At 72.4% G+C, this 24,676-nt stretch carries 21 protein-coding genes; 15 read left to right on the top strand and 6 right to left on the bottom strand.

What is annotated here, in order from left to right; genetic code table 11:
- Positions 1–3 precede the first annotated feature (3 nt).
- The 4 genes from ACFYZE_RS02490 to ACFYZE_RS02475 all read right to left on the bottom strand — a co-directional run bounded on the left by ACFYZE_RS02490 (position 4) and on the right by ACFYZE_RS02475 (position 3,168).
- Positions 4–681: a response regulator gene (locus tag ACFYZE_RS02490; RefSeq protein WP_388987343.1), complete on the bottom strand. Its 678-nt coding sequence runs from the start codon at positions 679–681 to the stop codon at positions 4–6.
- A 22-nt stretch (positions 682–703) separates the two neighbouring features.
- Positions 704–1,933 carry a sensor histidine kinase gene (locus ACFYZE_RS02485; RefSeq protein ID WP_388987340.1) on the bottom strand — a complete coding sequence of 410 codons (1,230 nt, stop codon included), beginning with the start codon at positions 1,931–1,933 and terminating at the stop codon, positions 704–706.
- 133 nt (positions 1,934–2,066) lie between these two features.
- Entirely contained in the window at positions 2,067–2,345 is a 279-nt protein-coding gene (locus tag ACFYZE_RS02480) for a hypothetical protein (RefSeq protein WP_388987337.1), read from the bottom strand.
- Between the two features lie 25 nt (positions 2,346–2,370).
- Positions 2,371–3,168 (bottom strand): PspA/IM30 family protein, encoded by a 798-nt coding sequence (locus ACFYZE_RS02475; RefSeq protein ID WP_388987334.1) that lies wholly within the window; start codon positions 3,166–3,168, stop codon positions 2,371–2,373.
- 299 nt (positions 3,169–3,467) lie between these two features.
- Here ACFYZE_RS02475 and ACFYZE_RS02470 point away from each other — a divergent pair, with 299 nt between their 5' ends.
- The 3 genes from ACFYZE_RS02470 (at position 3,468) to ACFYZE_RS02460 (ending at position 6,027) form a co-directional block, all read left to right on the top strand.
- Positions 3,468–4,097, top strand: coding sequence for a DUF3043 domain-containing protein (locus ACFYZE_RS02470; RefSeq protein ID WP_388987331.1), 630 nt, complete (start codon positions 3,468–3,470; stop codon positions 4,095–4,097).
- A gap of 83 nt (positions 4,098–4,180) precedes the next feature.
- Complete coding sequence (locus tag ACFYZE_RS02465; protein ID WP_388987327.1) at positions 4,181–4,882, top strand: class I SAM-dependent methyltransferase; 702 nt, start codon at positions 4,181–4,183, stop codon at positions 4,880–4,882.
- Positions 4,883–4,953: 71 nt separating this feature from the next.
- Entirely contained in the window at positions 4,954–6,027 is a 1,074-nt protein-coding gene (locus ACFYZE_RS02460; protein ID WP_388987324.1) for a S1C family serine protease, read from the top strand.
- A gap of 131 nt (positions 6,028–6,158) precedes the next feature.
- Here ACFYZE_RS02460 and ACFYZE_RS02455 read toward each other — a convergent pair whose 3' ends face one another.
- Positions 6,159–6,368 (bottom strand): hypothetical protein, encoded by a 210-nt coding sequence (locus ACFYZE_RS02455; protein ID WP_388987322.1) that lies wholly within the window; start codon positions 6,366–6,368, stop codon positions 6,159–6,161.
- A gap of 113 nt (positions 6,369–6,481) precedes the next feature.
- Between ACFYZE_RS02455 and ACFYZE_RS02450 the strand changes: the two genes are divergently transcribed.
- From ACFYZE_RS02450 to ACFYZE_RS02395, 12 genes are all read left to right on the top strand, one after another.
- The gene (locus ACFYZE_RS02450) at positions 6,482–7,681 is read left to right on the top strand and encodes a bifunctional adenosylcobinamide kinase/adenosylcobinamide-phosphate guanylyltransferase (protein ID WP_388987319.1); all 1,200 of its coding nucleotides are present in this window, start codon (positions 6,482–6,484) and stop codon (positions 7,679–7,681) included.
- An 82-nt stretch (positions 7,682–7,763) separates the two neighbouring features.
- Positions 7,764–8,831 (top strand): nicotinate-nucleotide--dimethylbenzimidazole phosphoribosyltransferase, encoded by a 1,068-nt coding sequence (cobT, locus tag ACFYZE_RS02445; protein WP_388987316.1) that lies wholly within the window; start codon positions 7,764–7,766, stop codon positions 8,829–8,831.
- A gap of 66 nt (positions 8,832–8,897) precedes the next feature.
- Positions 8,898–10,727 (top strand): phosphatidylglycerol lysyltransferase domain-containing protein, encoded by a 1,830-nt coding sequence (locus ACFYZE_RS02440; RefSeq protein ID WP_388987313.1) that lies wholly within the window; start codon positions 8,898–8,900, stop codon positions 10,725–10,727.
- A 76-nt stretch (positions 10,728–10,803) separates the two neighbouring features.
- On the top strand, positions 10,804–11,487 hold the full coding sequence (locus ACFYZE_RS02435) for a hypothetical protein (protein ID WP_388987310.1): 684 nt from the start codon (positions 10,804–10,806) through the stop codon (positions 11,485–11,487).
- 39 nt (positions 11,488–11,526) lie between these two features.
- Complete coding sequence (locus ACFYZE_RS02430) at positions 11,527–12,309, top strand: adenosylcobinamide-GDP ribazoletransferase (protein WP_388987307.1); 783 nt, start codon at positions 11,527–11,529, stop codon at positions 12,307–12,309.
- Positions 12,310–12,562: 253 nt separating this feature from the next.
- Positions 12,563–14,092 carry a leucyl aminopeptidase gene (locus ACFYZE_RS02425; protein WP_388987304.1) on the top strand — a complete coding sequence of 510 codons (1,530 nt, stop codon included), beginning with the start codon at positions 12,563–12,565 and terminating at the stop codon, positions 14,090–14,092.
- A 302-nt stretch (positions 14,093–14,394) separates the two neighbouring features.
- Positions 14,395–15,783: a dihydrolipoyl dehydrogenase gene (lpdA, locus tag ACFYZE_RS02420; RefSeq protein ID WP_388987301.1), complete on the top strand. Its 1,389-nt coding sequence runs from the start codon at positions 14,395–14,397 to the stop codon at positions 15,781–15,783.
- A gap of 100 nt (positions 15,784–15,883) precedes the next feature.
- Complete coding sequence (gene sucB, locus ACFYZE_RS02415) at positions 15,884–17,683, top strand: 2-oxoglutarate dehydrogenase, E2 component, dihydrolipoamide succinyltransferase (protein ID WP_388987298.1); 1,800 nt, start codon at positions 15,884–15,886, stop codon at positions 17,681–17,683.
- Between the two features lie 194 nt (positions 17,684–17,877).
- Positions 17,878–18,501, top strand: coding sequence for a GntR family transcriptional regulator (locus ACFYZE_RS02410; protein WP_200417025.1), 624 nt, complete (start codon positions 17,878–17,880; stop codon positions 18,499–18,501).
- A gap of 377 nt (positions 18,502–18,878) precedes the next feature.
- On the top strand, positions 18,879–21,581 hold the full coding sequence (gene aceE, locus ACFYZE_RS02405; protein WP_388987294.1) for a pyruvate dehydrogenase (acetyl-transferring), homodimeric type: 2,703 nt from the start codon (positions 18,879–18,881) through the stop codon (positions 21,579–21,581).
- A gap of 85 nt (positions 21,582–21,666) precedes the next feature.
- Positions 21,667–22,671 (top strand): helix-turn-helix transcriptional regulator, encoded by a 1,005-nt coding sequence (locus ACFYZE_RS02400; protein ID WP_388987291.1) that lies wholly within the window; start codon positions 21,667–21,669, stop codon positions 22,669–22,671.
- A gap of 56 nt (positions 22,672–22,727) precedes the next feature.
- On the top strand, positions 22,728–23,246 hold the full coding sequence (locus ACFYZE_RS02395; RefSeq protein ID WP_388987927.1) for a DUF4240 domain-containing protein: 519 nt from the start codon (positions 22,728–22,730) through the stop codon (positions 23,244–23,246).
- A gap of 422 nt (positions 23,247–23,668) precedes the next feature.
- Here the strand turns inward: ACFYZE_RS02395 and ACFYZE_RS02390 are convergent, their stop codons facing one another.
- Complete coding sequence (locus ACFYZE_RS02390) at positions 23,669–24,436, bottom strand: peptidoglycan recognition protein (RefSeq protein WP_388987288.1); 768 nt, start codon at positions 24,434–24,436, stop codon at positions 23,669–23,671.
- Between the last annotated feature and the right edge of the window lie 240 nt (positions 24,437–24,676).

The raw sequence follows: 24,676 nt of genomic DNA, 5'->3' as shown, positions 1-24,676 counted from the left end.
CGCTCACTCCACCCGCGGACGCACCAGTCCCGACTCGTAGGCGATGACCACCAGTTGTGCCCGGTCGCGGGCGCCCAGCTTCGCCATGGCGCGGTTGACGTGTGTCTTCACCGTCAGTGGGCTGACCTCCAGGCGCTCGGCGATCTCGTCGTTGGAGTGACCGCCGGCGACCTGGACGAGCACCTCGCGCTCCCGGCCGGTGAGGGTGCCGAGCCGGTCGGAGTGGGCCGGGTCGCGGCCGTCGTCGTCGCCCTGGGCGAGGAACCGGGCGATGAGTCCCTTGGTGGCGGCGGGCGACAGCAGTGCCTCGCCGTCGTGCGCGACGCGGATGGCGTTCAGCAGGTCCTCGGGCTCGGAGCCCTTGCCGAGGAAGCCGGACGCGCCGGCGCGCAGCGACTGCACGACGTAGTCATCGACCTCGAAGGTCGTCAGGATGACCACCCGGACATGGGCGAGGGCAGGATCGGCGCTGATCAGGCGGGTGGCGGCGAGGCCGTCCGTGCCGGGCATGCGGATGTCCATGAGGACGACGTCGGGGCCCCGCTCCTTGGCGAGCCGTACCGCCTCCGCGCCGTCGGACGCCTCGCCCACCACCTCCATGTCCGGCTCGGAGTCGACGAGCACGCGAAAGGCGCTTCGGAGCAGCGCCTGGTCGTCGGCGAGCAGGACACGGATGGTCATACGGGCGCTCCCTGGGCGGCGGTCACACGGTCTCCCCTGCTGCGGTCGTCGTGGGCTTCTCGACCGGCAGGATGGCATGGACCCGGAAGCCGCCTCCGTAGCGGGGACCCGTGGTGAGGGAGCCGCCGACGGCGGTGACGCGCTCCCGCATGCCGAGCAGGCCGTGGCCGCCGTGGCCGTCGTCGTCGCCGGGTGCGGTGTCCTCGCCGGGGCCGTCGTCGAGGACGGTGATCTCCACGTCCGGGCCTACGCGGACGACGCTGACCTCGGCCTTGGCGGTGGGCCCCGCGTGCTTGCGCACATTGGTGAGGGCCTCCTGGATGACGCGGTACGCCGCCAGGTCCACGGCGGCGGGCAGGGCCGTGCCGTCGTCGGCGCGGGCGACCTCCACGGGGAGCCCTGCGCTGCGGAAGGTGTCGGCGAGCTCGTCGAGGCGGGCGAGGCCGGGGGCGGGTTCTGTGGGGGCCTCGGGGTCGCCGGACTGGCGGAGCAGGCCGACGGTGGCGCGGAGCTCGTTGAGTGCGGAGCGGCTGGCGTCGCGGACGTGGGCGAGGGCTTCCTTGGCCTGGTCGGGCCGCTTGTCCATGACGTGGGCGGCGACCCCGGCCTGCACGTTGACCAGGGCGATGTGGTGGGCGACGACGTCGTGCAGGTCGCGGGCGATGCGCAGCCGCTCCTCGGCGACGCGGCGGCGGGCCTCCTCCTCGCGGGTGCGCTCCGCACGTTCGGCGCGCTCCTTGATGGCCTGGACGAAGGCGCGGCGGCTGCGCACGGCGTCGCCGGCGGCCGCGGCCATACCGGTCCAGGCGAAGAGGCCGAGGTTCTCCTGGGCGTACCACGGCAGGGGGCCGGTGAGCATGGCGGCGGCGGTGAGGACGGTCATGGTCAGCAGGCCGACGCGCCAGGTGGTGGGGCGGTCGGTGGTGGAGGCGACGGTGTAGAGGGCGACCACGGCGGACATCGCGACGGGGGCGCGCGGGTCGGCGGTGACCAGCTCCACGAGGGACAGGGCGACGGTGACGGTGAGGACGGCCATGGGGCGCCGCCTGCGGAGGACCAGCGCTGCCGCGCCGAGCACCATGAGGACGAGGCTGAGGGCGTCGGGGGTGTGGGCGCCCCAGGTGGCACCTTCGCCGTGGGGGTCGGCGAAGGAGGTGGCCAGCATGACGACGAGGACACCGAGGGCCAGCACGGCGTCCAGAGCGAGGGGATGGGCGCGGATCTGGCACCGGGTGCGTTCCAGGGTGCTCACGGCTTTCACGGTACGGGGCGCCCGCGGCGGGCGGAACCAAGGCCGGGTCTGCCCAGCACGTCCGCCAGGGGCTCCTGGACCGCTGCTTCGGCCGGACGGGCTGGATTTCGCTGACCGGGGCCGGACAGAACCGTCAGCCCGGGATCAGCCCGTCCCCGTTCAGCATCTCCCTGACCTCCTCCAGACTCGCCTCCGGCGACGGCAGGATCAGCTCCGACGGTTCCAAGGAGTCGTCCGGAAGCGGAGCGCCCAGGCGGCGGACCTCCTCGAGCAGTGCCGTCAGGGTGCGGCGGAAGCCGGCCTCGTCGCCGTGCTCCATCTCCGCGAGCAACTCGTCGTCCAGCTTGTTCAGCTCGGTGACGTGGGCGTCGTCCAGGCGTACCTGCCCCTCACCCATGATCCGTACGATCATGTCGCCTCCTCGGGCGCGAGACCGGCTACTGCTTGTCGAAGCGTGGGGTGTCCTGCGGCTGGGACTGGCCCTGGCCCTGCCCGGTGCCGCCCTCGAGCGCCTGCCGCTGGTCGGACGAGCCTCCCGCCAGCTCCGCCTTCATGCGCTGCAGCTCCAGCTCCACGTCCGTACCGCCGGAGAGCCGGTCCAGCTCGGCCTGGATGTCGTCCTTGGCCATGCCCGAGGGGTCGTCCAGGGCGCCGGAGGCCAGCAGCTCGTCGATCGCGCCGGCGCGGGCCTGGAGCTGGGCCGTCTTGTCCTCGGCGCGCTGGATGGCGAGGCCGACGTCGCCCATCTCCTCGGAGATGCCGGAGAACGCCTCGCCGATCCGGGTCTGTGCCTGGGCCGCCGTGTACGTCGCCTTGATGGTCTCCTTCTTCGTACGGAAGGCGTCCACCTTCGCCTGCAGCCGCTGGGCCGCCAGCGTGAGCTTCTCCTCCTCGCCCTGCAGGGTCTGGTGCTGGGTCTCCAGGTCCGTCACCTGCTGCTGGAGCGCCGCCCGCCGGGACAGCGCCTCGCGGGCCAGGTCCTCGCGGCCCAGCGCGAGCGCCTTGCGGCCCTGGTCCTCCAGCTTCGACGACTGCTGCTGGAGCTGGTTGAGCTGGAGCTCCAGGCGCTTGCGCGAGGTGGCCACGTCCGCCACGCCGCGGCGCACCTTCTGCAGCAGCTCCAGCTGCTTCTGGTACGAGTAATCGAGGGTCTCGCGCGGGTCCTCGGCCCGGTCAAGGGCCTTGTTCGCCTTCGCGCGGAAGATCATCCCCATACGCTTCATGACACCGCTCATGGGCTTCGCGCGCCCCCTTCTGACCGACTCCGGCTCACAGTCCTGCGACAGAACCCACAGTACGGGCCCTGCATCCATTACCGCACTGTTCGGGAACGGATGCGGTCATCCCCAAGGACGACTGCGTACGGTCCCGCTCCGGCGTAGGGAGTAGGTGTCCCCCGGGCTTACGTACGGGGAGACGCCGGGATTCCCTCAGCCAACTTGTGGAAGAACGTCGGCGGTCTTCCTTTTACGGCCGCTCTGTCCCCCTGGAGACGAGCGGTGTTGCCGGATCGTTCCCCACGGGGCTGGGGTCCATGCGGGGGCACCCCGTACCCTTGGGTTTTGTGTTCCGTAGCCGTGCCAAGGAAGAGAAGGCCCCGATCGCCGACAAGGCGCCGGTGACCGACTCCAAGCAGCCCCGTGACCCGCAGGCCCCGAAGGGCAGGCCCACGCCCAAGCGCAGTGAGGCCCAGTCCCAGCGGCGCAGCGTCGCCAACACCTCGATGTCGCGCAAGGATGCCGCCAAGCGGCAGCGCGAGGAGCGGCGCGTCGCGCTGGAGAAGCAGCGTCAGGCGCTGGCCGGCGGAGACGAGCGGTACCTGCCGGCACGGGACAAGGGCCCGGTCCGCAAGTTCGCGCGCGACCACGTCGACTCCCGGCTCAACGTCGCGGAGTTCTTCCTGCCCATGGCCGTGGTCATCCTCGTGCTCAGCGTGGTGCGGGTGGGTGCGCTGCAGTCGATCGCGCTGCTGCTGTGGCTCGTGGTGATCGTGGCGATCGTGATCGACTCCATCATCTCCGCGTTCCGGCTGCGCAAGCGGCTCACCGAGCGCTTCCCCGGCCAGAACAAGCGGGGCGCGGTCGCCTACGCCCTGATGCGCTCCCTGCAGATGCGTCGGCTTCGGCTGCCGAAGCCGCAGGTCAAGCGCGGAGAGCGGCCCTGAGCACGACGTCTTTCTCGGGGGGTGCGGCGGACGCCTGGCTGAGCAAGCTGGGCGGGCTGCGTGATGTCGTACGCCAGGAGCTGGTGGCCCGGCAGCTGGACGAGCAGATAGCCGGGCGGTTCCCCGTCGGGCAGCGGCTGCGGGTGCTCGACGTGGGCATGGGCCAGGGGACGCAGGCGTTGCGCCTGGCCCGGGCGGGGCACCAGGTGACCGGGCTCGAGCGCGACGAGAAGATGATCGCCGTCGCCCGCGAGGCCCTGTCCGGTGAGCCGGAGGGCATCCGGGAGCGGATGCGGATCATCGAGGGCGACGGCCGGGACACGGGTGTGCACTTCCTGCCCGGCAGCTTCGACGTGGTGCTGTGCCACGGGGTGCTGATGTACGTCGAGGAGCCGGACCCCCTGCTGGCGGGGATGGCCCGCATGCTGGCGCCCGGTGGACTGCTCTCCCTGCTGGTGCGGAACGGGGACGCGCTGGCGATGCGGCCGGGCCTGTCCGGTGACTGGGCGGCCGCGCTGGCCGCGTTCGGCACCGTGTCCTACACCAACCGGCTCGGCCTGGAGGTGCGCGCGGACCGGCTGGAGGCGTTGACCGCGACGCTGGCGGGGATCGGCGCACCGCTGCGCGCCTGGTACGGGGTGCGGGTCTTCACCGACACGGCGGCGGACGACGCGGCGGTTCCCGCCGATCCCGAGACGCTGCTGGCGGTGGAGGAGCGGGCCGGACGGACGGACCCGTACCGCGGGGTGGCGGCGTTGCTGCATCTGTGCGGCGTGCGCGGCTGAGAGCCGCCCGGAGGATCTCGTTCGGGTGAGCACCGGGGGCAGGGCCGTCGGCCCTTGACGACACTCGGGACATGGACGCTTCCCGTACCCGCCGTGTCCCGTACCGGCTGTGCGCCCCGCTCCTCGTCTGTTGTCTGCTCCTGCTCGGCGGCTGCACCGGCGGCTCCGGGTCCTCGGCCCGGACGGAGGACCCGGCGAGCACGCGGGCTGCCCCGGCCACGGCGGCGGACGACCTGCAGAGCGAGTACCAGCGGGTCGTCAAGGACGTCCTGCCGTCCGTCGTGCAGATCAGGACGGGCAGCGCCCTGGGGTCCGGCGTGGTCTACGACGGCAAGGGGCACATCGTCACCAACGCCCATGTGATCGGAAGCGACAGGGCGTTCGAGGTGACCATCGCCAACAGCGAGCGGCCCCTGACCGCCCGGCTCGTCTCCTCGTACCCGGAGCAGGACCTCGCCGTCATCCGGCTGGAGAGGGTGCCGCGCGGGCTCAGGGCGGCCGCCTTCGGGGACTCGGCCAAGGTCGAGGTGGGGCAGATCGTGCTCGCCATGGGCTCACCGCTCGGGCTCGCCTCGAGCGTGACGCAGGGGATCGTGTCGGCGACCGGACGGACCGTCAGCGAGGGCCGCGACGGGGGTACCGGCGCCACCATCGCGAACATGGTGCAGACCTCGGCGGCGATCAACCCGGGCAACAGCGGGGGCGCGCTGGTCAACCTCGACAGCCAGGTCATCGGCATCCCCACGCTCGCCGCGGTCGACCCGGAGCTCGGGGGCGGCGCGGCACCCGGCATCGGCTTCGCGATCCCGGCGTCCCTGGTGAAGACGGTCGCCGACCAGATCATCAGGACCGGGCACGTCACCGACTCGGGACGCGCGGCCCTCGACATCTCGGCCCGCACGGTGGTGAACGACAGCTACCAGCCGGCCGGGGCCGCGGTGGTCGACGTCAAGAGCGGGGGCGCGGCCGACAGGGCGGGGATCAGGGCCGGCGACATCATCACCGGGCTCGGTGACACGCGCATCACCACGGTGACGTCCCTCGCGGAGGCGCTCGCCGGTGACAAGCCGGGCCAGCGGACGACGGTGACGTTCCTGCGGGACGGCCGCCGGAAGACGGTGGACGTCACCCTGGGCGAGCAGTGAGGGCGGTGCGGGACGGGCGAGGGCTGAGCGGCCCCCGCCCGGTGCCGGCGTTCCGGGAAACTCCAGGCCCAGGGCCTTTCGTTTGGATCAGGCCGGGCTCGCGGAGCCTGGCCTGGTCCAGACGCACGACCCTAGTCGTCGGCGTGCAGGCTCATGGGCCCGTAGATCTCCGTGCCGTCCTCGAACAGCCGCACCTGGTCGGCGCCTCCGGCGAGCAGTTCCTTCCAGTGCTCCCCGATCCAGGACTCGGCGTCCCCCTGCGTGGTGAACTCCTCGGGCGCGACCGCGGGCTGGACCTCCGTCCCGTCGGCCGTCTCGAACCGCCACGTCCATGCCACCATGTACGCCTCCACGATGTGAGCACCTGCGAACCAGGGGCCGGATCTTGGTCCGGCTCGTGATCCGAGGGTAGCCGGACGCGCAAGACGTGCGACGACCCGGGAAAATCGGGTCCGTGGAACTCACTCTGCTCGGTACCGGTGCCCCGCTCGGACTCCCCCGTCCCGACTGTCCCTGCGCCGCCTGCGCGCGGGCGCTGGGGCCCGAGGCGCGGGCGGCGACCTCCCTGCTCGTGGACGGGGCGCTGCTGCTCGACCTGACGCCGGGCGCGGCGTTCGCGGCCGCGCGTGCCGGGCGGTCGCTGGCGGGTGTACGGCAGGTGCTGCTCACGCATCCGCACGACGGTCCCCCGGTGGAGGTCCCGGCGGGGCTGCCGCAGCCCGGGCGGGTGCCGGACGGACGGGAGTTGGCGCTGCTGACCGGGCACCGGGTGCGGGCGCTCGCGATGGACGCGCCGGGCACGGGGTACGCGGTGACCGGCCCGGACGGGATGCGGCTGCTGTATCTGCCGCCGGGCGCGGCGCCCGCGGGGCTCGTGGGGCCGGCGGAGCCGTACGACATGGTGGTCGCCGATGTCGTGGGGCGGCCGGACGCGCTGGCGAAACTGCGGGCGGTGGGGGCGCTCGGGGCGACCACGGATGTCGTCGCCGCCCATCTGGACCATGACGTCCCGCCGGGCGCGGAGCCGGCGCGGCGGCTCGCGGCGGCGGGTGCGCGGGCGGTGCCGGACGGCACCGTGCTGACCGTCGGAGCCCATGGGGACGTACCGGACGTGCCGCGGCGCACCCTCGTGCTGGGCGGGGCGCGGTCCGGCAAGTCGGTGGAGGCGGAGCGGCGCCTGGAGGCGTTTCCCGACGTGCTGTACGTGGCGACGGGCGGGACACGGGGCGGGGACACGGAGTGGGCGGCGCGGGTGGCCGCGCACCGTGAGCGGCGGCCCGGCTCCTGGCGCACCGCCGAGACCTGCGACCTCGTACCGCTCCTGAAGGAGGACGGGCCGCCGCTGCTGATCGACTGTCTGTCGCTGTGGCTGACGGACGCGATGGACGCGGTGAACGCGTGGGACGACGCCGAGTGGGCGACCGGCGGCGAACGGGCGCTGCGGGCCCGGGTGGAGGAACTGGCGGCGGCGGTCCGTGAGACCCGGCGGACGGTCGTCGCCGTCTCCAACGAGGTGGGCTCCGGCATCGTCCCGGCGACCGCGTCCGGCCGCCGCTACCGCGACGAACTCGGCCGTCTGAACGCGGCGTTCGCGGCGGAGTGCGAGCATGTGCTGCTGGTGGTGGCCGGGCAGGCGCTGACGCTCCGCGGATGACGGCCGAAGGGACGGTCTTCACGGCACGCTCTCACCGCGGGTGGCGCCCTGGCGTTCGATCTCTGCCGGTACTGTTCGGCGAATGAGCTCGCTTAATCTCGACGACTTCACCGATCTGATCGAGCGCCCGGACGGCGGGGTGCGCCGCGACGCGGAGGCGCGCCGGGAGCGTCAGATCGTGCCGCCCGGGACGCTGGGGCGACTGGACGACCTGGGTGAGTGGCTGGCGGCGGCGCAGTCCGCCGTGCCGGTGCGGCCGATCGAGCGGCCGCGCGCGGTGCTGTTCGCGGGCGACCACGGGGTCGCCTCGCTCGGCGTGTCGGCACGGCCGGCGGGCGGCGCCGACCAGTTGGTGCGGGCGGTCCTGGAGGGCGCCAGCCCGGCGTCGATCCTGGCCCGGCAGCTGGATGTGCCCGTGCGGGTGGTGGACATGGCGCTGGACTGCGACCCCGAGGGGCTTCCGCAGGACGTCGTACGGCACCGGGTGCGGCGCGGCAGCGGACGCATCGACGTGGAGGACGCGCTGACGCTTCAGGAGGCGGAGGCGGCGTTCCGCGCGGGGGTCGCGGTGGCGGACGAGGAGGCGGACGCCGGGACGGACTTGGTCGTCCTCGGCGATGTGAGCGTCGGCGGGACGACGCCGGCGGCGGTGCTGATCGCCGCGCTGTGCGGGACCGACGCCTCCGTGGTGACCGGGCGCGGGGGCCTGGCGATCGACGACCTGGCGTGGATGCGCAAGTGTGCGGCGATCCGGGACGCGCTGCGGCGGGCCCGGCCGGTGCTCGGGGACCAGTTGCAGCTGCTGGCGGCGGTGGGCGGTGCCGATCTGGCCGCGATGACCGGCTTCCTGCTCCAGTGCGCGGTGCGCAAGACGCCGGTGATCCTGGACGGGGTGGTGTCGGCGGCGTGCGCGCTGGTCGCGCAGCGGATCGCGTTCCGCGCGCCGGACTGGTGGCTGGCGGGCCAGAACAGCGGGGAGCCGGCGCAGGCCAAGGCTCTGGACCGGATGGCCCTCGAACCGCTGCTCGACCACGGTGTGACGGTCGGTGAGGGAGCCGGGGCCCTGCTGGCGCTGCCCCTGGTGCAGGCCGCCGCCGCGCTGGCGGCGGAGCTCCCGGAGAAGCCCGGGGAGGCCCAGGACAAGGAGTGAACTGGCCGATTTCTGCCTTGAACCGCTCCCCCGCACACCCCCAAGTGCCCCATATCATCGCCCTTCATGGGAGATGCCCGATTTAGCGTGGAACGGGAACGCTCGGTTCGGCCGGGGGGCGGGGGGCGGGCCTCCCGGCGGGCCGCCGCGTTCGCCGTCTGGTACCTGCGCGCCGTCACGTTCGTCAACTTCCTCTCCGCCGTCTGGGTCTCCTTCGGGCAGGACGTGCGACGGCACAACCAGGAGAACCTGTTCACGCCGTACCTGCTGACCGCGGGCTTCGCCTCGGGCGTGTTCACGATGTTCCTCGCCGTCACCATGCGGCGCCGCAAGCGGGCCGCGTGGATCCTCAACCTGGCGCTCAGCGGCCCGTTCCTGCTGCTGTTCGCGTTCGCCATGACCTTCCCGGAGATCCGGCAGTACGCCCAGAACTGGATCTCCCTGGTCCTCACCGCGGCCTTCGTCGGCGCGCTGCTCGTCGGGCGGCGCGAGTTCTACGCCAAGGGCGACCGGTCCAACCCGCGGCTCGCCGCCGCCGTCGCCGCCGGTGGTCTGCTCCTCTCCTCGCTGCTCGCCGCGGTCCTGGTCACCGTCACCAACACCGCGCCGGACGCCCACCGTTCGACCTTCCCGGAGCGCTGGCGCTACGGCACCCTGCGCCTGGTCTCGGTCACCGTCGACGACTCCCACTACCCGGGGATCGCCACCCCCAACTGGGTCAACGTCACCATCAACGTGTTCAGCACGCTGCTCGTCCTCGCCGTCCTGTACGCCGCCTTCCGCTCCCGGCGCGCCGTCGACCCGATCACCGAGGACGACGAGAAACGTCTGCGGGCGCTGCTCGAACGGCACGGCGAGCGCGACTCCCTCGGCTACTTCGCCCTGCGCCGCGAGAAGAGCGTCATCTGGTCGCCCACCGGCAAGGCGGCCGTCGCCTACCGCGTCCTCGGCGGCGTCTCGCTCGCCTCCGGCGACCCGCTCGGCGACCCGGAGGCCTGGCCGGGCGCCATCGAGCCGTGGCTCGCCGAGGCCCGCGCGCACGGCTGGATCCCGGCCGTGATGGGCGCGAGCGAGGAGGCCGGGACCGTCTACGCGCGGCACGGGCTGGACGCCCTGGAACTCGGCGACGAAGCCATCGTGGACGTCGGGGAGTTCACCCTCGAAGGGCGGGCCATGCGCACCGTCCGCCAGGCCTGCAACCGGGTCCGACGCGCCGGGTACACGGTCCGTGTCCGGCGCCATGCGGACATCCCGGCCGACGAGATGGCGTTCCTGCTGCGCAAGGCCGACGACTGGCGCGACGGGGCCACCGAACGGGGCTTCAGCATGGCGCTGGGCAGGCTCGGCGACCCGGAGGACGGGCAGTGCGTGATGCTGGAGTGCAGGGACGGCGAGGAACGGCTGCGGGCGCTGCTGTCCTTCGTGCCGTGGGGACCGCACGGCCTGTCGCTGGACCTGATGCGGCGCGACCGGGACTCCGACAACGGCCTCATGGAGTTCATGGTCATCGAACTGCTGCGCCGCGCCGGGGAGATCGAGGTCACGCAGGTCTCGCTCAACTTCGCGATGTTCCGCTCCGTCTTCGAACGTGGTGCACGGCTCGGCGCCGGACCGGTGCTCAGGCTGTGGCGTTCGCTGCTCAGCTTCTTCTCGCGCTGGTGGCAGATCGAGTCGCTGTACCGGGCCAACGCGAAGTACCGGCCGATCTGGGAACCCAGGTTCCTGCTCTTCGAGAAGAGCGCGGACCTGCTGCGCATCGGCATCGCGTCGGCGCGGGCCGAGGGGTTTCTGGGGGGCCTGGCGCCGGATTCCAGGGCAGGGAATCCGGCGCCAGGCCCCGCGGCACCGGGACTGCCGAAGTGGCTGCACCGCAAGCACCTCCAGTCACACAGGTGAGGAGCACGGGGGAAATGACGAGCGCCGGGAGCATGACGAGCGCCGGGGACGTGGCGCGCGCCGGACGGACCGCTGGATGAGCGCCCTCGCCCGCCTGGTTCGCGCCGAGTGGGGACCGCCGTACGTCACCGTGCATCTGGCGCTCGTCCGGCGTACCTGGCGGGCGCTGCCGATGACGCTCGCGGCCGTGTGCCTCACGTCGGTCCTGCAGTTCGTGCAGAACCAGTCGTGGGGCTTTCAGTTCGTACAGAACATCGGATCGGTACGGGCCGAGGAGCCGCTGTGGCTGGCCCTGTTGCGCACCCCGCTCTCCCTCTTCGTACCGGCTCTCGACCTGCCGGTGTGGGGGGCGTTGCTGCAGGTGCTGTTCGTCTTCGGGATCGCGGAGATCTGCCTGGGCTGGTGGCGGACCCTCGTCATCGCCTACGCGGCCACGCTGGCCGGCACCCTGTACGCGCGCGTGGGCATCGGCCTGGGCGCACACCATCCGCTGGGGCTGCCCGCGACGGACGCGCAGGTCGTCGACACCGGGCCGTCGGCGGCGGTGATCGGGCTTGCCGTGTTCCTGTGCTGGCGGTACGGCGCGCGCGTCACGGGGAGCGTGGTGATCGCGGCGATGGTCGTGGAGCTGGTCGTGAAGGACAACCTCGCGGGCAAGGAGCACATCGCGGCGATCGGGGCGGTGGTGCTGGTGTGCGGGGTTTCGGAGCTGCGTCAACGATCCCTGGACACGGCGTGGTTGCGTGATACCCGGGGGTGAGGGCCCGGGGGGGTCAGCTCGGCCAGCTACGCTGCCGCCGTGTCCAGGATCCCGCCCGCGCATGGCCTCCGTTTCGCCTTCGGCACCCTCACCGTGCTTCCCGTCAAGGTCACCCGGTGGGACCGGGACGCCGCGCGCGGAGGCATGTTGTGCGCACCCCTCGCCGGGGTCGTCGTCGGGGGGATCGCCGGGTCGGCCGGGGCCGTGCTGGACGTGCTGGGTGCGGGCGCCCTGCTCGCCGCCGTCGGTTCCGCGGCCGTGCCCGCCGTGCTCACCCGGGGGCTGCATCTGGACGGGCTGGCCGACACGGCCGACGGGCTCGGAAGCGGCAAGCCCGCCGAGGACGCCTTGCGGATCATGAAGCAGTCCGACATCGGGCCGTTCGGTGTGATCACGCTGGTCCTCGTGCTGCTGGCGCAGGTGGCGGCGCTCGCGCAGGCCTACGGCCAATCCTTGGAGAGGGGGGTCCTCGCGGCGGTCGTCTCCGCGACGGCGGCCCGGCTGGCCCTCACCCTGGCCGCGCGCGACGGCATACCGGCCGCCCGGCCCGAGGGGCTCGGGGCGGCGGTCGCGGGCGTGGTGCCGGCGGGCGGTGCGCTGGCGGTGGCCGGCGCCGTCGCCGTGACCGCGGCGGCCTCGGGCGCGCTCCTCGGGTCCTACGACCCGGCCCGTACGGCCCTCGCGGTCGTCGTCGCGGTCGCCGTCGCCGAACTGCTGCTGCGGCACTGCGTGCGCCGCTTCGGCGGGGTCACCGGTGATGTCTTCGGCGGGCTCGCCGAGACCGCCGCGACGGCGGCACTCGTCGTGCTGTCACTGGGCTGAAGCGGGCCGCCGCCACGCCTCAGGTCGTACCGGACGCTCCGCTGGGCGGACTTCGGGGAGTCGCGGCCGTCCCCGGTGCTGATCGCCGACGCCGGGCACCACAGAAACCGGCCACCGCGCGTAGGCTCGTGCCGGATGTTTCCCTGCCCAGGTGAAAACCGGATACGGGGCAGGGCCTAGGGTCGGTTCCCGGGCCGGCCGACCCCATCCGTTCGGCCACCTGAAACTCAATCGGAAGCGAGATTTCACCACCGTGACTGCTCTCACTCTCAGCACCGCCGCCGCGGCCGGCCTGCGCGCCGACGCGATCGTGGTCGGTGTCGCGAAGGGCGCTGAGGGCCCGGTCGTCGCACCGGGCGCCGAGGCCGTGGACCAGGCGTACGACGGCAGGCTCGCCGCCATCCTGCAGACCCTGGGCGCCTCGGGTGCCGAGGGCGAGGTGACGAAGCTGCCCGCGCCCTCCGGCTTCAAGGCCCCCGTCGTGGTGGCGGTGGGCCTCGGTGCCGAGCCGGACAAGGACGAGGCGTTCACCGCCGAGGCGCTGCGCCGCGCCGCCGGATCCGCGGCCCGCGCGCTCGTCGGCTCCAAGAAGGCCGCCTTCGCGCTGCCGATCACGGACGCCGCCGACGCCGGCGTCATCGGCGAGGGGGCGCTGCTCGGCGCGTACTCCTTCGACACCTACAAGGAGAACGGCAAGAACGGCCGGAACGCCAAGAACGGCAAGGCCCCGCTCGCCGAGATCGCCCTGCTCGGCGGCAAGCCCCGCGACAAGGCGTTCAAGGCGGCCGTGGAGCGCGCCGTCGCGGTCACCGAGGAGCTCAACCGCGCCCGCGACTTGATCAACACCCCGCCGAACGACCTGAACCCGGCGGCCTTCGCGGCCCTCGCGCAGACCGCGGCCAAGGAGCACGGCATCAAGGTGCAGGTGCTCGACGAGAAGGCGCTGGCCAAGGGCGGCTACGGCGGCATCCTCGGTGTCGGCGCGGGCTCCGCCTCCGCCCCGCGCCTGGTGAAGCTGTCGTACACGCACTCCAAGGCGAGCAAGCACCTGGCCTTCGTCGGCAAGGGCATCACCTATGACTCGGGCGGCATCTCGCTGAAGCCGGCAGGCCACAACGAGACCATGAAGTGCGACATGTCCGGCGCGGCGGCGGTGTTCGCCGCGGTGGTGGCCGCCGCCCGCCTCGGCCTCGAGGTGAACGTCACCGGCTGGCTCGCCCTCGCCGAGAACATGCCGTCGGGCTCCGCGACCCGCCCCGGTGACGTGCTGCGCATGTACAGCGGCAAGACCGTCGAGGTCCTCAACACGGACGCCGAGGGCCGGCTGGTCCTCGCGGACGCGCTGTGGGCGGCCTCGGAGGAGAACCCGGACGCGATCGTGGACGTCGCCACCCTGACCGGCGCGATGATGCTGGCGCTCGGCAGCCGCACCTTCGGGATCATGGCGAACGACGACGCGTTCCGCACCGCGGTCCACGAGGCGGCCGAGGAGGTCGGCGAGGACTCCTGGCCGATGCCGCTGCCGGAGCACCTGCGCAAGGGCATGGACTCCCCCACGGCCGACATCGCGAACATGGGCGAGCGGATGGGCGGCGGCCTGGTCGCCGGCCTGTTCCTGAGGGAGTTCGTCGGCGAGGGCATCACCTGGGCCCACCTCGACATCGCGGGACCGGCCTTCAACGAGCAGGCCCCGTTCGGCTACACCCCGAAGGGCGGCACGGGTTCGGCGGTGCGCACGCTGGTCCGGCTCGCGGAGCTGGCGGCTGCCGGCGACCTGGGCTGACCGCGGCCCACACCGACGAGGGCGGCCCCGGACCACCACGGTCGGGGGGCGCCCTCGCCGTCGCACCGGGCGTTACGCCCTCGACGAAATCCGTACGGCCCGCCGCCGCCGCGACCTTGCGACGTGACGGATCAGACGTCTCACACACCGGCCCGGCGTCTCGGTGGCCGCCGACAAGTGCAAAGATGGGGTCTCGGCAGGACAGGGCCCCACCGAAGGGCCGAAGCATCAAGCGGCCGGACACCAGCCGCCTGCCGGTCACCGACGACCGGCGCACGGCGCACATGCATGGAGGACGTGACGTGGCGAACGACGCCAGCACCGTTTTCGACCTAGTGATCCTCGGCGGCGGTAGCGGTGGTTACGCCGCGGCCCTGCGCGGGGCGCAGCTGGGCCTGGACGTCGCCCTGATCGAGAAGGACAAGGTCGGCGGCACCTGCCTGCACCGGGGCTGCATCCCCACCAAGGCCCTGCTGCACGCGGGCGAGATCGCCGACCAGGCCCGCGAGAGCGAGCAGTTCGGTGTCAAGACCAGCTTCGAGGGCATCGACGTACCGGCCGTCCACAAGTACAAGGACGACGTCATCTCGGGCCTGTACAAGGGTCTGCAGGGACTGATCGCCTCCCGCAAGGTGACCTACATCGAGGGTGAGGGCTACCTGTCCTCCCCGACCTCCGTCGATGTCAACGGCCGGCGCATCCAGGGCCGCCACGTCCTGCTCGCGACCGGCTCCGTGCCGAAGTCGCTGCCCGGTCTCGAGATCGACGGCAACCGCATCATCTCCTCCGACCACGCCCTCGTCCTGGACCGCGTGCCGAAGTCCGCGATCATCCTGGGCGGCGGCGTCATCGGCGTCGAGTTCGCCTCCGCGTGGAAGTCCTTCGGCTCCGACGTCACGATCATCGAGGGCCTCAAGCACCTCGTCCCGGTCGAGGACGAGAACTCCTCCAAGCTTCTCGAGCGCGCCTTCCGCAAGCGCGGGATCAAGTTCAACCTCGGCACGTTCTTCCAGAAGGCCGAGTACACCCAGGACGGTGTGAAGGTCACCCTGGCCGACGGCAAGGAGTTCGAGGCCGAGGTCCTCCTCGTCGCCGTCGGCCGCGGCCCGGTCTCGCAGGGCCTCGGCTACGAGGAGGCCGGGGTCGCCATGGACCGCGGCTACGTCCTCGTCGACGAGTACATGCGCACCAACGTCCCGACCATCTCCGCCGTCGGCGACCTGGTCCCGACCCTCCAGCTGGCCCACGTCGGCTTCGCCGAGGGCATCCTGGTGGCGGAGCGTCTGGCGGGTCTGAAGACCGTTCCGATCGACTACGACGGTGTGCCGCGGGTGACGTACTGCCACCCGGAGGTCGCCTCCGTCGGCATCACCGAGGCCAAGGCCAAGGAGATCTACGGCGCGGACAAGGTCGTCGCCCTGAAGTACAACCTGGCGGGCAACGGCAGGAGCAAGATCCTCAAGACCGCCGGCGAGATCAAGCTCGTCCAGGTCAAGGACGGTGCCGTGGTCGGCGTCCACATGGTCGGCGACCGCATGGGCGAGCAGGTCGGCGAGGCCCAGCTGATCTACAACTGGGAGGCGCTGCCGGCCGAGGTGGCCCAGCTCATCCACGCCCACCCGACGCAGAACGAGGCGCTCGGCGAGGCCCACCTGGCTCTGGCCGGCAAGCCGCTGCACGCGCACGACTGACCCTCGGTCGACGAACGCGACGACACAGACTCCCGCTTCCCCCAGTTCTCGACTCCGCTCGAACTGGGGGAGACCCCATCCGTAAGGAGCAACCGAAACCATGGCGGTTTCCGTAACCCTTCCGGCGCTCGGTGAGAGCGTCACCGAGGGCACTGTCACCCGCTGGCTGAAGGCCGAGGGTGAACGCGTCGAGGCCGACGAGCCGCTGCTCGAGGTCTCGACCGACAAGGTCGACACCGAGATCCCGGCGCCGGCGTCCGGCGTGCTGTCCTCCATCAAGGTCGCCGAGGACGAGACGGTCGAGGTCGGCGCCGAGCTGGCCGTCATCGACGACGGCTCCGGTGCCCCGGCCGCCGCCCCGGCCCCGGCCGCCGAGGCCGCTCCCGCCCCGGCCCCGACCCCCACGGCCGCTCCGGCCGCCCAGGCCCCGGTGGCCCCCTCCACCGAGCAGGCCGCCCCGGCCCCGGCCCCGACCGCCGAGGCCACCGCCGGTGCCGGCACCGCCGAGGGCACCGAGGTGGTCCTGCCCGCGCTCGGCGAGTCCGTCACCGAGGGCACCGTGACCCGCTGGCTGAAGTCGGTCGGCGACACCGTCGAGGCCGACGAGCCGCTGCTCGAGGTCTCCACGGACAAGGTCGACACCGAGATCCCGGCGCCCACCTCCGGTGTGCTGCTCGAGATCGTCGTCGGTGAGGACGAGACCGCCGAGGTCGGCGCGAAGCTCGCCGTCATCGGCGCCCCTGGTGCCGCTCCGGCGGCCGCCCCGGCTCCGGCCGCCCCCGCCCCGGCGCCCGCCGCCGAGGCCCCGGCTCCCGCCGCGCCTGCCGCTCCGGCTCCGGCTCCCGCCGCCCCGGCGGCCCCCGCCGCTGCCGCCCCGGCCCCGGCTCAGCCCGCGGCTCCGGCCCCCGCGCCGGCCGCGCCTGCGCCCACGCCCGCCCCGGCCCCGGCTGCTCCGGCCGCCCAGCCGACCGACGAGGGTGCCTACGTCACCCCGCTGGTGCGCAAGCTCGCCGCCGAGAACGGCGTCGACCTGTCCAGCGTCAAGGGCACCGGCGTCGGTGGCCGTATCCGCAAGCAGGACGTCATCGCCGCCGCCGAGGCCGCGAAGGCCGCCGCCGCAGCCCCGGCTCCGGCCGCCGCCGCCCCGGCCGCGAAGGCCCCGGCGCTCGAGGTCTCCCCGCTGCGCGGCCAGACCGTCAAGATGCCGCGGATCCGCAAGGTCATCGGCGACAACATGGTCAAGGCCCTGCACGAGCAGGCCCAGCTGTCCTCGGTGGTCGAGGTCGACGTGACCCGCCTGATGAAGCTGCGCGAGCGGGCGAAGGCCTCGTTCCAGGCGCGTGAGGGCGTCAAGCTCTCCCCGATGCCGTTCTTCGTCAAGGCCGCCGCCCAGGCGCTGAAGGCCCACCCGGTCATCAACGCCCGGATCAACGAGGCCGAGGGGAGCATCACCTACTTCGACACCGAGCACGTCGGTATCGCGGTGGACTCCGAGAAGGGCCTGATGACCCCGGTCATCAAGAACGCCGGTGACCTGAACATCGCCGGTATCGCCAAGGCCACCGCCGACCTGGCGGCCAAGGTCCGCGGCAACAAGATCACGCCGGACGAGCTGGCCGGAGCGACCTTCACCATCTCCAACACCGGTTCGCGCGGTGCGCTCTTCGACACGATCATCGTGCCGCCGGGCCAGGTCGCGATCCTCGGCATCGGCGCCACGGTCAAGCGGCCGGCCGTCATCGAGACGGAGGAGGGCACGGTCATCGGCGTCCGCGACATGACGTACCTGACGCTGTCCTACGACCACCGCCTGGTGGACGGCGCCGACGCGGCCCGTTACCTGACGACGGTCAAGGCGATCCTGGAGGCGGGCGAGTTCGAGGTCGAGCTCGGCCTCTGATCCCCTCAGGGATACGGCTGTACGACGCCCCCGTCCGGAGCTGTCCGGGCGGGGGCGTCGCGTTTGCCGGGTGTAAGCCTCGTCTCACCTGCGCAAAAGCGCCGGTATGCGCCCTTCCCCCGGGCGGCGGCGGCCGTATTGTCTAAACGTCAACGCCCCCCGGGGGCCACTGGGCCCCTTTCTAAGGAGCCCTCATGACCGCGCCCGTCGTCCACTCGCTGCGCGAACAGATCCGCGAGCACATCGTGGAGGGGATCGTCAGCGGTCGCTGGAAGCCGGGCGAGCGGATCGTGGAGCGGCGGATCGCCACCGAGCTGGAGGTCAGCCAGACGCCCGTGCGCGAGGCGCTGCGCGAGCTGGAGTCGCTGCGGCTGATCGAGTCCGCGCCGAACAAGGGCGTACGCGTGCGGAACCTGTCGGCGGCCGACCTGGAGGAGAGCTACCCGGTCCGGGCCGGTCTGGAGGCGATCGCGGCGGAGCTGGCGGCGCAGCGGCTGGCCGAGGACTGCTCGGCGCTGGAACCGCACGTGGCCGCGCTCTACGAGGCGGACCGCAGGTCGGACGGTACGGCGCAGGTACGGCACACCGTCGCCTTCCACCGGGAACTGGTCCGGGCGGCGGGCAACTCGGTGCTGCTGCACACCTGGGAGGGCCTGGGCATCGAGGTCTTCACGGCCCTGTCGATCCGCTGGCTGGGCACGGTCCAGCAGTCGTACGCGGAGGAACACGAGGAACTGGTACAGGCGTTCAAGCGTCGCGACCCGAGGATCGCGGACCTGGTGAAGGCCCATGTGCTCGGCTGCGCGCCGAGGGCGTGAAAGCTCTTCCCACCGCTACGGCGATCAGCTTTCCCCACCGCTACGGCGATCAGCCCCAGCGCGGTGACCAGCGGTGCGGACTCGCCGCAGCCGCCCCGAAAAGACCCCGAACACCAGAGCGGCCCCGCGCTCAGACGCACTCTCACCTGCGAAAACCCCGCGCAACAACGTCACCCCGTGCCATCAGCGGAGGCACCGCGTGCCGACTTTCTCGTGATCAAGAGGTTTTGCCCCTCAACCCTTTGATCGATCATCGATCAAGGAGTTAGAGTCCCCGATGGACTCTCACCGGAGCCCACGCCCTGTCCTGCCAAAGACCAAGGGCACCCCGACCCTTACCGATGAGGGAACCCCCTTCGACTGAGGAAGGCGGCGACATGACCGACCCCCAGGCCATCCAGCCGAGCGAGCTCGACCAGCTCCCGGACCGCGACCCCGAGGAGACCGCCGAATGGCAGGCCTCCCTGGACGCCGTCGCCAAGGCGGCCGGGCCGCACCGTGCCGCGTACCTGATGCGCCGCACGCTGGAGCGCGCCGAGGGCGCCGGCGTCGCGCTGCCGAAGCTCCTCGAGACGGACTACGTCAACTCCATCCCCACCTCGGCCGAGCCGTCCGTGCCCGGTGACGAGGAGATGGAGGCCCGGATCACCGCCTGGAACCGCTGGAACGCGGCGGCCATGGTGACCCGTGGCAGCAAACACGGCGTCGGCGGCCACATCGCCACCTTCGCCTCCGCCGCCTGGCTCTACGAGACCGGCTTCAACCACTTCTTCAAGGGCAAGGAGGGCGACGGCTCGGGCGACCAGCTCTACATCCAGGGCCACGCCTCCCCCGGTATCTACGCCCGTGCCTTCCTCGACGGCCGCCTGACCGAGCAGCACCTGGACAACTTCCGCCAGGAGGCCGGCGGCAACGGCCTGCCCTCCTATCCGCACCCGCGCCGCCTGCCCTGGCTGTGGGAGTTCCCGACGGTGTCGATGGGCCTCGGCCCGCTCTCCGCGATCTACCAGGCGCGCTTCAACCGCTACCTCACCAGCCGCGGCATCAAGGACGTCTCGTCCTCGCACGTGTGGGCGTTCCTCGGCGACGGCGAGATGGACGAGCCGGAGTCGACGGCGGCCCTCGCGCTCGCCGCCCGTGAGGAGCTGGACAACCTCACCTTCGTCATCAACTGCAACCTGCAGCGCCTCGACGGCCCGGTGCGCGCCAACTTCAAGATCGTGCAGGAGCTGGAGGCCCAGTTCCGCGGCGCCGGTTGGAACGTCGTCAAGACGCTGTGGGGCACCGCCTGGGACGAGCTGTTCGCCCTCGACACCACGGGCGCGCTGGTCCGCCGCCTGCGCGAGGTACCGGACGCGCAGGTCCAGACGTACCAGACCCGCGACGCCGCCTACATCCGCGAGGACTTCTTCGGCAAGGACCCGGCGCTCGCCGAGATGGCGAAGCTGCTGAGCGACGACAAGATCATCGAGTGTTTCCACTTCTCCCGCGGTGGTCACGAGGCGCGCAAGGTCTACGCCGCGTACAAGGCCGCCCTGGAGCACAAGGGTGCGCCGACGGTGATCCTGGCCCAGACGGTCAAGGGTCACACCCTCGGTGAGGGCTTCGCGTCCAAGAACGCCAACCACCAGATGAAGAAGCTGACGGTGGACGAGTTCAAGGCGATGCGCGATCGCCTCGGCCTGCCGATCAAGGACAGCGACTTCGTCGACGGCGTGGTCCCCTACGGACACCCGGGCGCCGACTCCCCCGAGGTCCGCTACCTCCAGGAGCGCCGCGCGGCCCTCGGCGGCCCGGCCCCGGCCCGCCGCGTCCACCCGGTGGCCCCGCTGCCGGCCCCGGCCGAGAAGGCGTTCGCCGCCTTCGACAAGGGCTCCGGTTCCCAGAACGTGGCGACCACCATGGCGTTCGTCCGTCTGGTCAAGGACCTGGTCCGCGACAAGGAGACGGGCAGGCGCTGGGTGCCGATCGTCCCGGACGAGGCGCGCACCTTCGGCATGGAGTCGCTCTTCCCGTCCCTCGGCATCTACTCCCCCAAGGGCCAGACGTACGAGCCGGTCGACCGCGACCAGCTGATGTACTACAAGGAGGCCAAGAACGGCCAGATCCTCAACGAGGGGATCACCGAGGCCGGTTCGATGGCCGACTTCATCGCCGCTTCGACGTCGTACGCGACGCACGGCGAGGCGATGATCCCGTTCTACATCTTCTACTCGATGTTCGGCTGGCAGCGCACCGCCGACCAGATGTGGCAGCTCGGCGACCAGCTCGGCCGCGGCTTCCTCGTCGGCGCGACGGCCGGCCGTACCACGCTGACCGGTGAGGGCCTGCAGCACGCGGACGGCCACTCCCCCGTCATCGCCGCGACCAACCCGGCGGCGCTGACGTACGACCCGGCGTTCGCGTACGAGATCGCGGTCATCGTCAAGGACGGTCTGCGCCGTATGTACGGCGAGGCGGCACCGGGCGAGGACCAGAACGTCTTCTACTACCTGACCGTCTACAACGAGCCGCTGCCGCAGCCCGCCAAGCCTGCCGCTCCGGGCGTCGACGAGGGCATCGTCAAGGGCCTGTACCGCTTCAACACGGCGGAGTCCGCGGGTCTCGCCCCGGCTGCCAACGCCCCGCGCATCCAGCTGCTGGGCTCCGGCACCGCGATCCACTGGGCGCTGAAGGCGCAGAAGCTGCTCGCCGAGGAGTGGGGCGTGGCCGCGGACGTCTGGTCGGCGACCTCCTGGACCGAGCTGCGGCGCGAAGCCATGGAGGCCGACGCGGCCCTGCTGCGCGGCGAGGAGCGGATGCCGTACGTGCGCCAGGCGCTCCAGGGCGCCGAGGGCCCGGTACTGGCCGTCTCCGACTACATGCGCCAGGTTCCGGACCAGATCGCGCAGTGGGTGGAGCAGGACTACTCCTCGCTGGGGGCCGACGGCTTCGGCCTCTCCGACACCCGTGAGGCGGCCCGCCGCCACTTCGGCGTCGACGCCGAGTCGATCGTGGTCGCGGCCCTCGCCCAGCTCGCCAAGCGCGGCGAGGTCAAGGCGACGGCCGTGAAGGAGGCCCGGGAGAAGTACGGCCTGTGAGGCCTTGAGTCAGGGTGCAGGGGTACGGCCGCCGCCGTACCCCTGCACCGTCTTCTCTGTCAGTGGCTCCCGGCATGATGAACCCATGCGTGCCGCCCGTCTGATCAAAATGGTGCTGCTGCTCCAGTCCCGGCCCTCCATGACCGCCGCCGAGCTGGCGAAGGAGCTGGAGGTGTCCGAGCGGACCGTCACCAGGGACGCCCAGGCGCTCTCGGAGGCGGGCATCCCGGTGTACGCGGACCGGGGGCGGCTCGGTGGCTACCGCCTGGTCGGCGGGTACCGTACCCGGCTGACCGGTCTCGCCCGCAGCGAGGCCGAGGCGCTGTTCCTCAGCGGCGTGCCGGGCGCGCTGCGCGAGATGGGTCTTCAGGACGCGGCCTCGGCGGCCCGTCTGAAGGTGTCGGCGGCCCTCCTTCCCTCGCAGCGCGACGCGCCGCGCGCGGCGGCGCAGCGGTTCCATCTGGACGCGCCCGACTGGTTCAAGGAGCCCGAGACACCCGCCCTGCTCCCTGCGGTCGCGGAGGCCGTGTGGGACGACCGGCCGGTCACCGCGCGCTACCGGCGCGGCGAGGACGTGGTGGAGCGCGAAATGGAGCCCTACGGCCTCGTGCTGAAGGCGGGCGTCTGGTACCTGTGCGCGCGGATCGGCGAGCCGCGGGGGCGCGCCGCAGGGGACGCGGGGCACGGCTCCTTCCGGGTGTACCGCATCGACCGCTTCACGGCCGTGGAGGGGGGCGGGGAACGCTTCGCCCGGGACGAGGAGTTCGACCTGCCCGCCTTCTGGGCGGAGCGCGCCGAGCAGTTCGCGCGGTCCATCCTGCGGGCCGAGGTCGTGGTGCGGCTGTCCGAGGACGGCGTGAGAAGACTGCCGTACGCCGTCGGCCGCACCTCGGCCCGGGAGGCGCTGCGGGACGCGGGCCTCCCGGACGGGCGCGGCTGGGTGACGGCGACCCTGCCCGTGGAGTCCGAGGAGGTGGCGCACACCCAGCTCACTGCGCTCGGACCGGAGGTCGAGGTGCTGTCGCCCGAGGGGCTGCGCGCGCGTTTCGCGAGCGACGCTCGGCGGCTCGCGGGGCTGTACGCCTCCTGACGTCGCGGCGCACTCCGCGTGCGTCCCTTGCGCCGAGGGCCGATGCTGGTCCCGTGATGGACGAGATGGAGTTCTGGGAGCTGGTGGACGCGAGCCGCGAGGCTGCCGAGGGCGACCCCGACGAACAGGCCGACGTGCTCGTCGAGCGGCTGCTGCAACGGGACCCGGAGTCGGTCGTCGACTTCGCCCGGCACTTCGAGTCCCGCTTCAACCGCTCCTACCGCTGGGACCTGTGGGGTGCCGCCTGGGTGCTGCTCGACGGGGCCAGCGACGACGCGTTCGACTCCTTCCGGTGCTGGCTGATCGGCCGGGGCCGGCATGTCTTCGAGGGCGCCCTGCACGATCCCGACTCGCTCGCCGACCTGCTGGAGGAGTTCGACGAGGAGATCGACGGCGACGGAGAGGAACTCGGCTACGCGGCGGACGAGGCGTACGAACAGCTCACCGGCACCGAGACGCCCGACCTGGACATCCCGCCCGCGCCCGCGGAGCCGGAGGGCACGCCGTTCGACCTGGAGAACGAGTCCGTGCTGGCCGAGCGCTACCCGAGACTGTGGGACCGTTTCCGGGCCTGAGGCTCACTCCCCACTCCCGACTCCGCTCCGGCGGGGCCCCGTCGCGCCGGCGGGTGGCCCCCGAGGGCAGGTGGGCCTGTACCCGGCCGGCGCCCGGGAGGTGGGGGTGCGGCGCCCGTCCGGGGTCGGCCGCGTGGTGGAGCGGCGCCTTGTTGGCCTGGTCGAGGGCGGACGCCGTGGTCGCGGCCGGGCCGAGGACGACCGCCGCGACCGCGCAGAGCACCGTCCACGGGCTGCGCGCGGCCCCCGCCCAGGTGCTCGTCCTCTTCTTCTCCGTGCTGCCGCTGCTCATGCTCCACACCTCCGGTTCGGCCGTTGCCGGAACCGTAGGCCGCCGGGTTCTCCGGACCCTGCGGACGACCTGTGGCGTTGCTGTGGACCGGGCCCACGGGCGGACCGGGAGACGGGGCCGTGATGGGCCCTCACTTCCTGCCCTGGAGGTGGGCCGCCTTCTGTCTGATCGACGGGAGCAGGGCGGTGAGGGCCGCGCCGGGGCAGTTGGTCATATAGCCGTCCCTGTGGCCCGCGAGGGCGGGCAGGAGGGCGGTCCTGCCCTCCTCGTACCGGCTCTGGCCGTTGCTGGAGACCAGCTTGACCTTGCCGCGCGGGTCGACGTCCGCGAGTCCCAGCTTCCAGGCGGCCAGGGCGGCGATCGCGTCGGTCATCGCCCGCGGCACGGACACGCCCTGGGAGAAGGTGCCGATGGCGGCGATGCCGGAGGTGCGGTGGTTGAAGCCCTGGGTGTGGGCGCCGATGACGGGACGTTCGACGCCGCCGGCACGGCCCTCGTAGATCGTGCCGCAGCGGTCGACCAGGAAGTTGTAGCCGATGTCGTCCCAGCGGCGGTTCCCGATCTGGCCCGCGTACAGCGCCCGGATGATGCGGGGTGTGTCGGCGCAGTCGTACTGGTTGGGCGAGGCGGTGTGGTGCACGAAGACGGCGACGACCTTGTCGTCGTAGCGCGGCGCCGGCCGGCTCCCGGCGCCTTCCTCCGCCTGGGCCCAGGCGGACCTCGGCAGGATGCGCGGTCTGGGCGCCGTGTGCAGGACGGCGGAGCGGACGCCGACCGGCCGCGGGCGCCGCACCTCGACCGGGGTCTCGGCACTCAACGTCCCGATCAGCAGCGCGACACCCGCGGTGAGTCCGGGCGTACAGCCGACCAGCAGCAGGACGACGCCCGAGATCCGCACCGAACGGAGCGAACGGAGCGGGCGTCTTCTTCTGCCCCTTCGTGCTCTTCGGAAGACACGCATGGACCCACTGTCCATCCCCTCCACCGGGTCCGCGATGTGTGGTGTGCCACCCGGTGGAACCATCGTCCTGGTCCAGGACGTTTTCACCAGTGCGCGCCGCGCGGCTCGCCCGGGCGACCACACGCGGGCCGGCGGTCCGAGGCGGTCCCCCCGGGTGGTGCAGCGCAGGTGGGCGCG

Origin of the sequence: Streptomyces sp. NPDC001796 (assembly GCF_042892355.1) — a bacterium.
GTDB lineage: Bacteria > Actinomycetota > Actinomycetes > Streptomycetales > Streptomycetaceae > Streptomyces.
This window is presented reverse-complemented; position numbering and strand designations above follow the sequence as displayed.

Coding starts and splice junctions, on each gene's coding strand:
- ACFYZE_RS02490 (WP_388987343.1), bottom strand. CDS start 681: ATGACCATCCGTGTCCTGCTCGCCGACGACCAGGCGCTGCTCCGAAGC.
- ACFYZE_RS02480 (WP_388987337.1), bottom strand. CDS start 2,345: ATGATCGTACGGATCATGGGTGAGGGGCAGGTACGCCTGGACGACGCC.
- ACFYZE_RS02475 (WP_388987334.1), bottom strand. CDS start 3,168: ATGAGCGGTGTCATGAAGCGTATGGGGATGATCTTCCGCGCGAAGGCG.
- ACFYZE_RS02470 (WP_388987331.1), top strand. CDS start 3,468: ATGCGGGGGCACCCCGTACCCTTGGGTTTTGTGTTCCGTAGCCGTGCC.
- ACFYZE_RS02460 (WP_388987324.1), top strand. CDS start 4,954: ATGGACGCTTCCCGTACCCGCCGTGTCCCGTACCGGCTGTGCGCCCCG.
- ACFYZE_RS02455 (WP_388987322.1), bottom strand. CDS start 6,368: ATGGTGGCATGGACGTGGCGGTTCGAGACGGCCGACGGGACGGAGGTC.
- cobT (WP_388987316.1), top strand. CDS start 7,764: ATGAGCTCGCTTAATCTCGACGACTTCACCGATCTGATCGAGCGCCCG.
- ACFYZE_RS02440 (WP_388987313.1), top strand. CDS start 8,898: ATGGGAGATGCCCGATTTAGCGTGGAACGGGAACGCTCGGTTCGGCCG.
- ACFYZE_RS02435 (WP_388987310.1), top strand. CDS start 10,804: ATGAGCGCCCTCGCCCGCCTGGTTCGCGCCGAGTGGGGACCGCCGTAC.
- sucB (WP_388987298.1), top strand. CDS start 15,884: ATGGCGGTTTCCGTAACCCTTCCGGCGCTCGGTGAGAGCGTCACCGAG.
- ACFYZE_RS02410 (WP_200417025.1), top strand. CDS start 17,878: ATGACCGCGCCCGTCGTCCACTCGCTGCGCGAACAGATCCGCGAGCAC.
- aceE (WP_388987294.1), top strand. CDS start 18,879: ATGACCGACCCCCAGGCCATCCAGCCGAGCGAGCTCGACCAGCTCCCG.
- ACFYZE_RS02400 (WP_388987291.1), top strand. CDS start 21,667: ATGCGTGCCGCCCGTCTGATCAAAATGGTGCTGCTGCTCCAGTCCCGG.
- ACFYZE_RS02395 (WP_388987927.1), top strand. CDS start 22,728: ATGGACGAGATGGAGTTCTGGGAGCTGGTGGACGCGAGCCGCGAGGCT.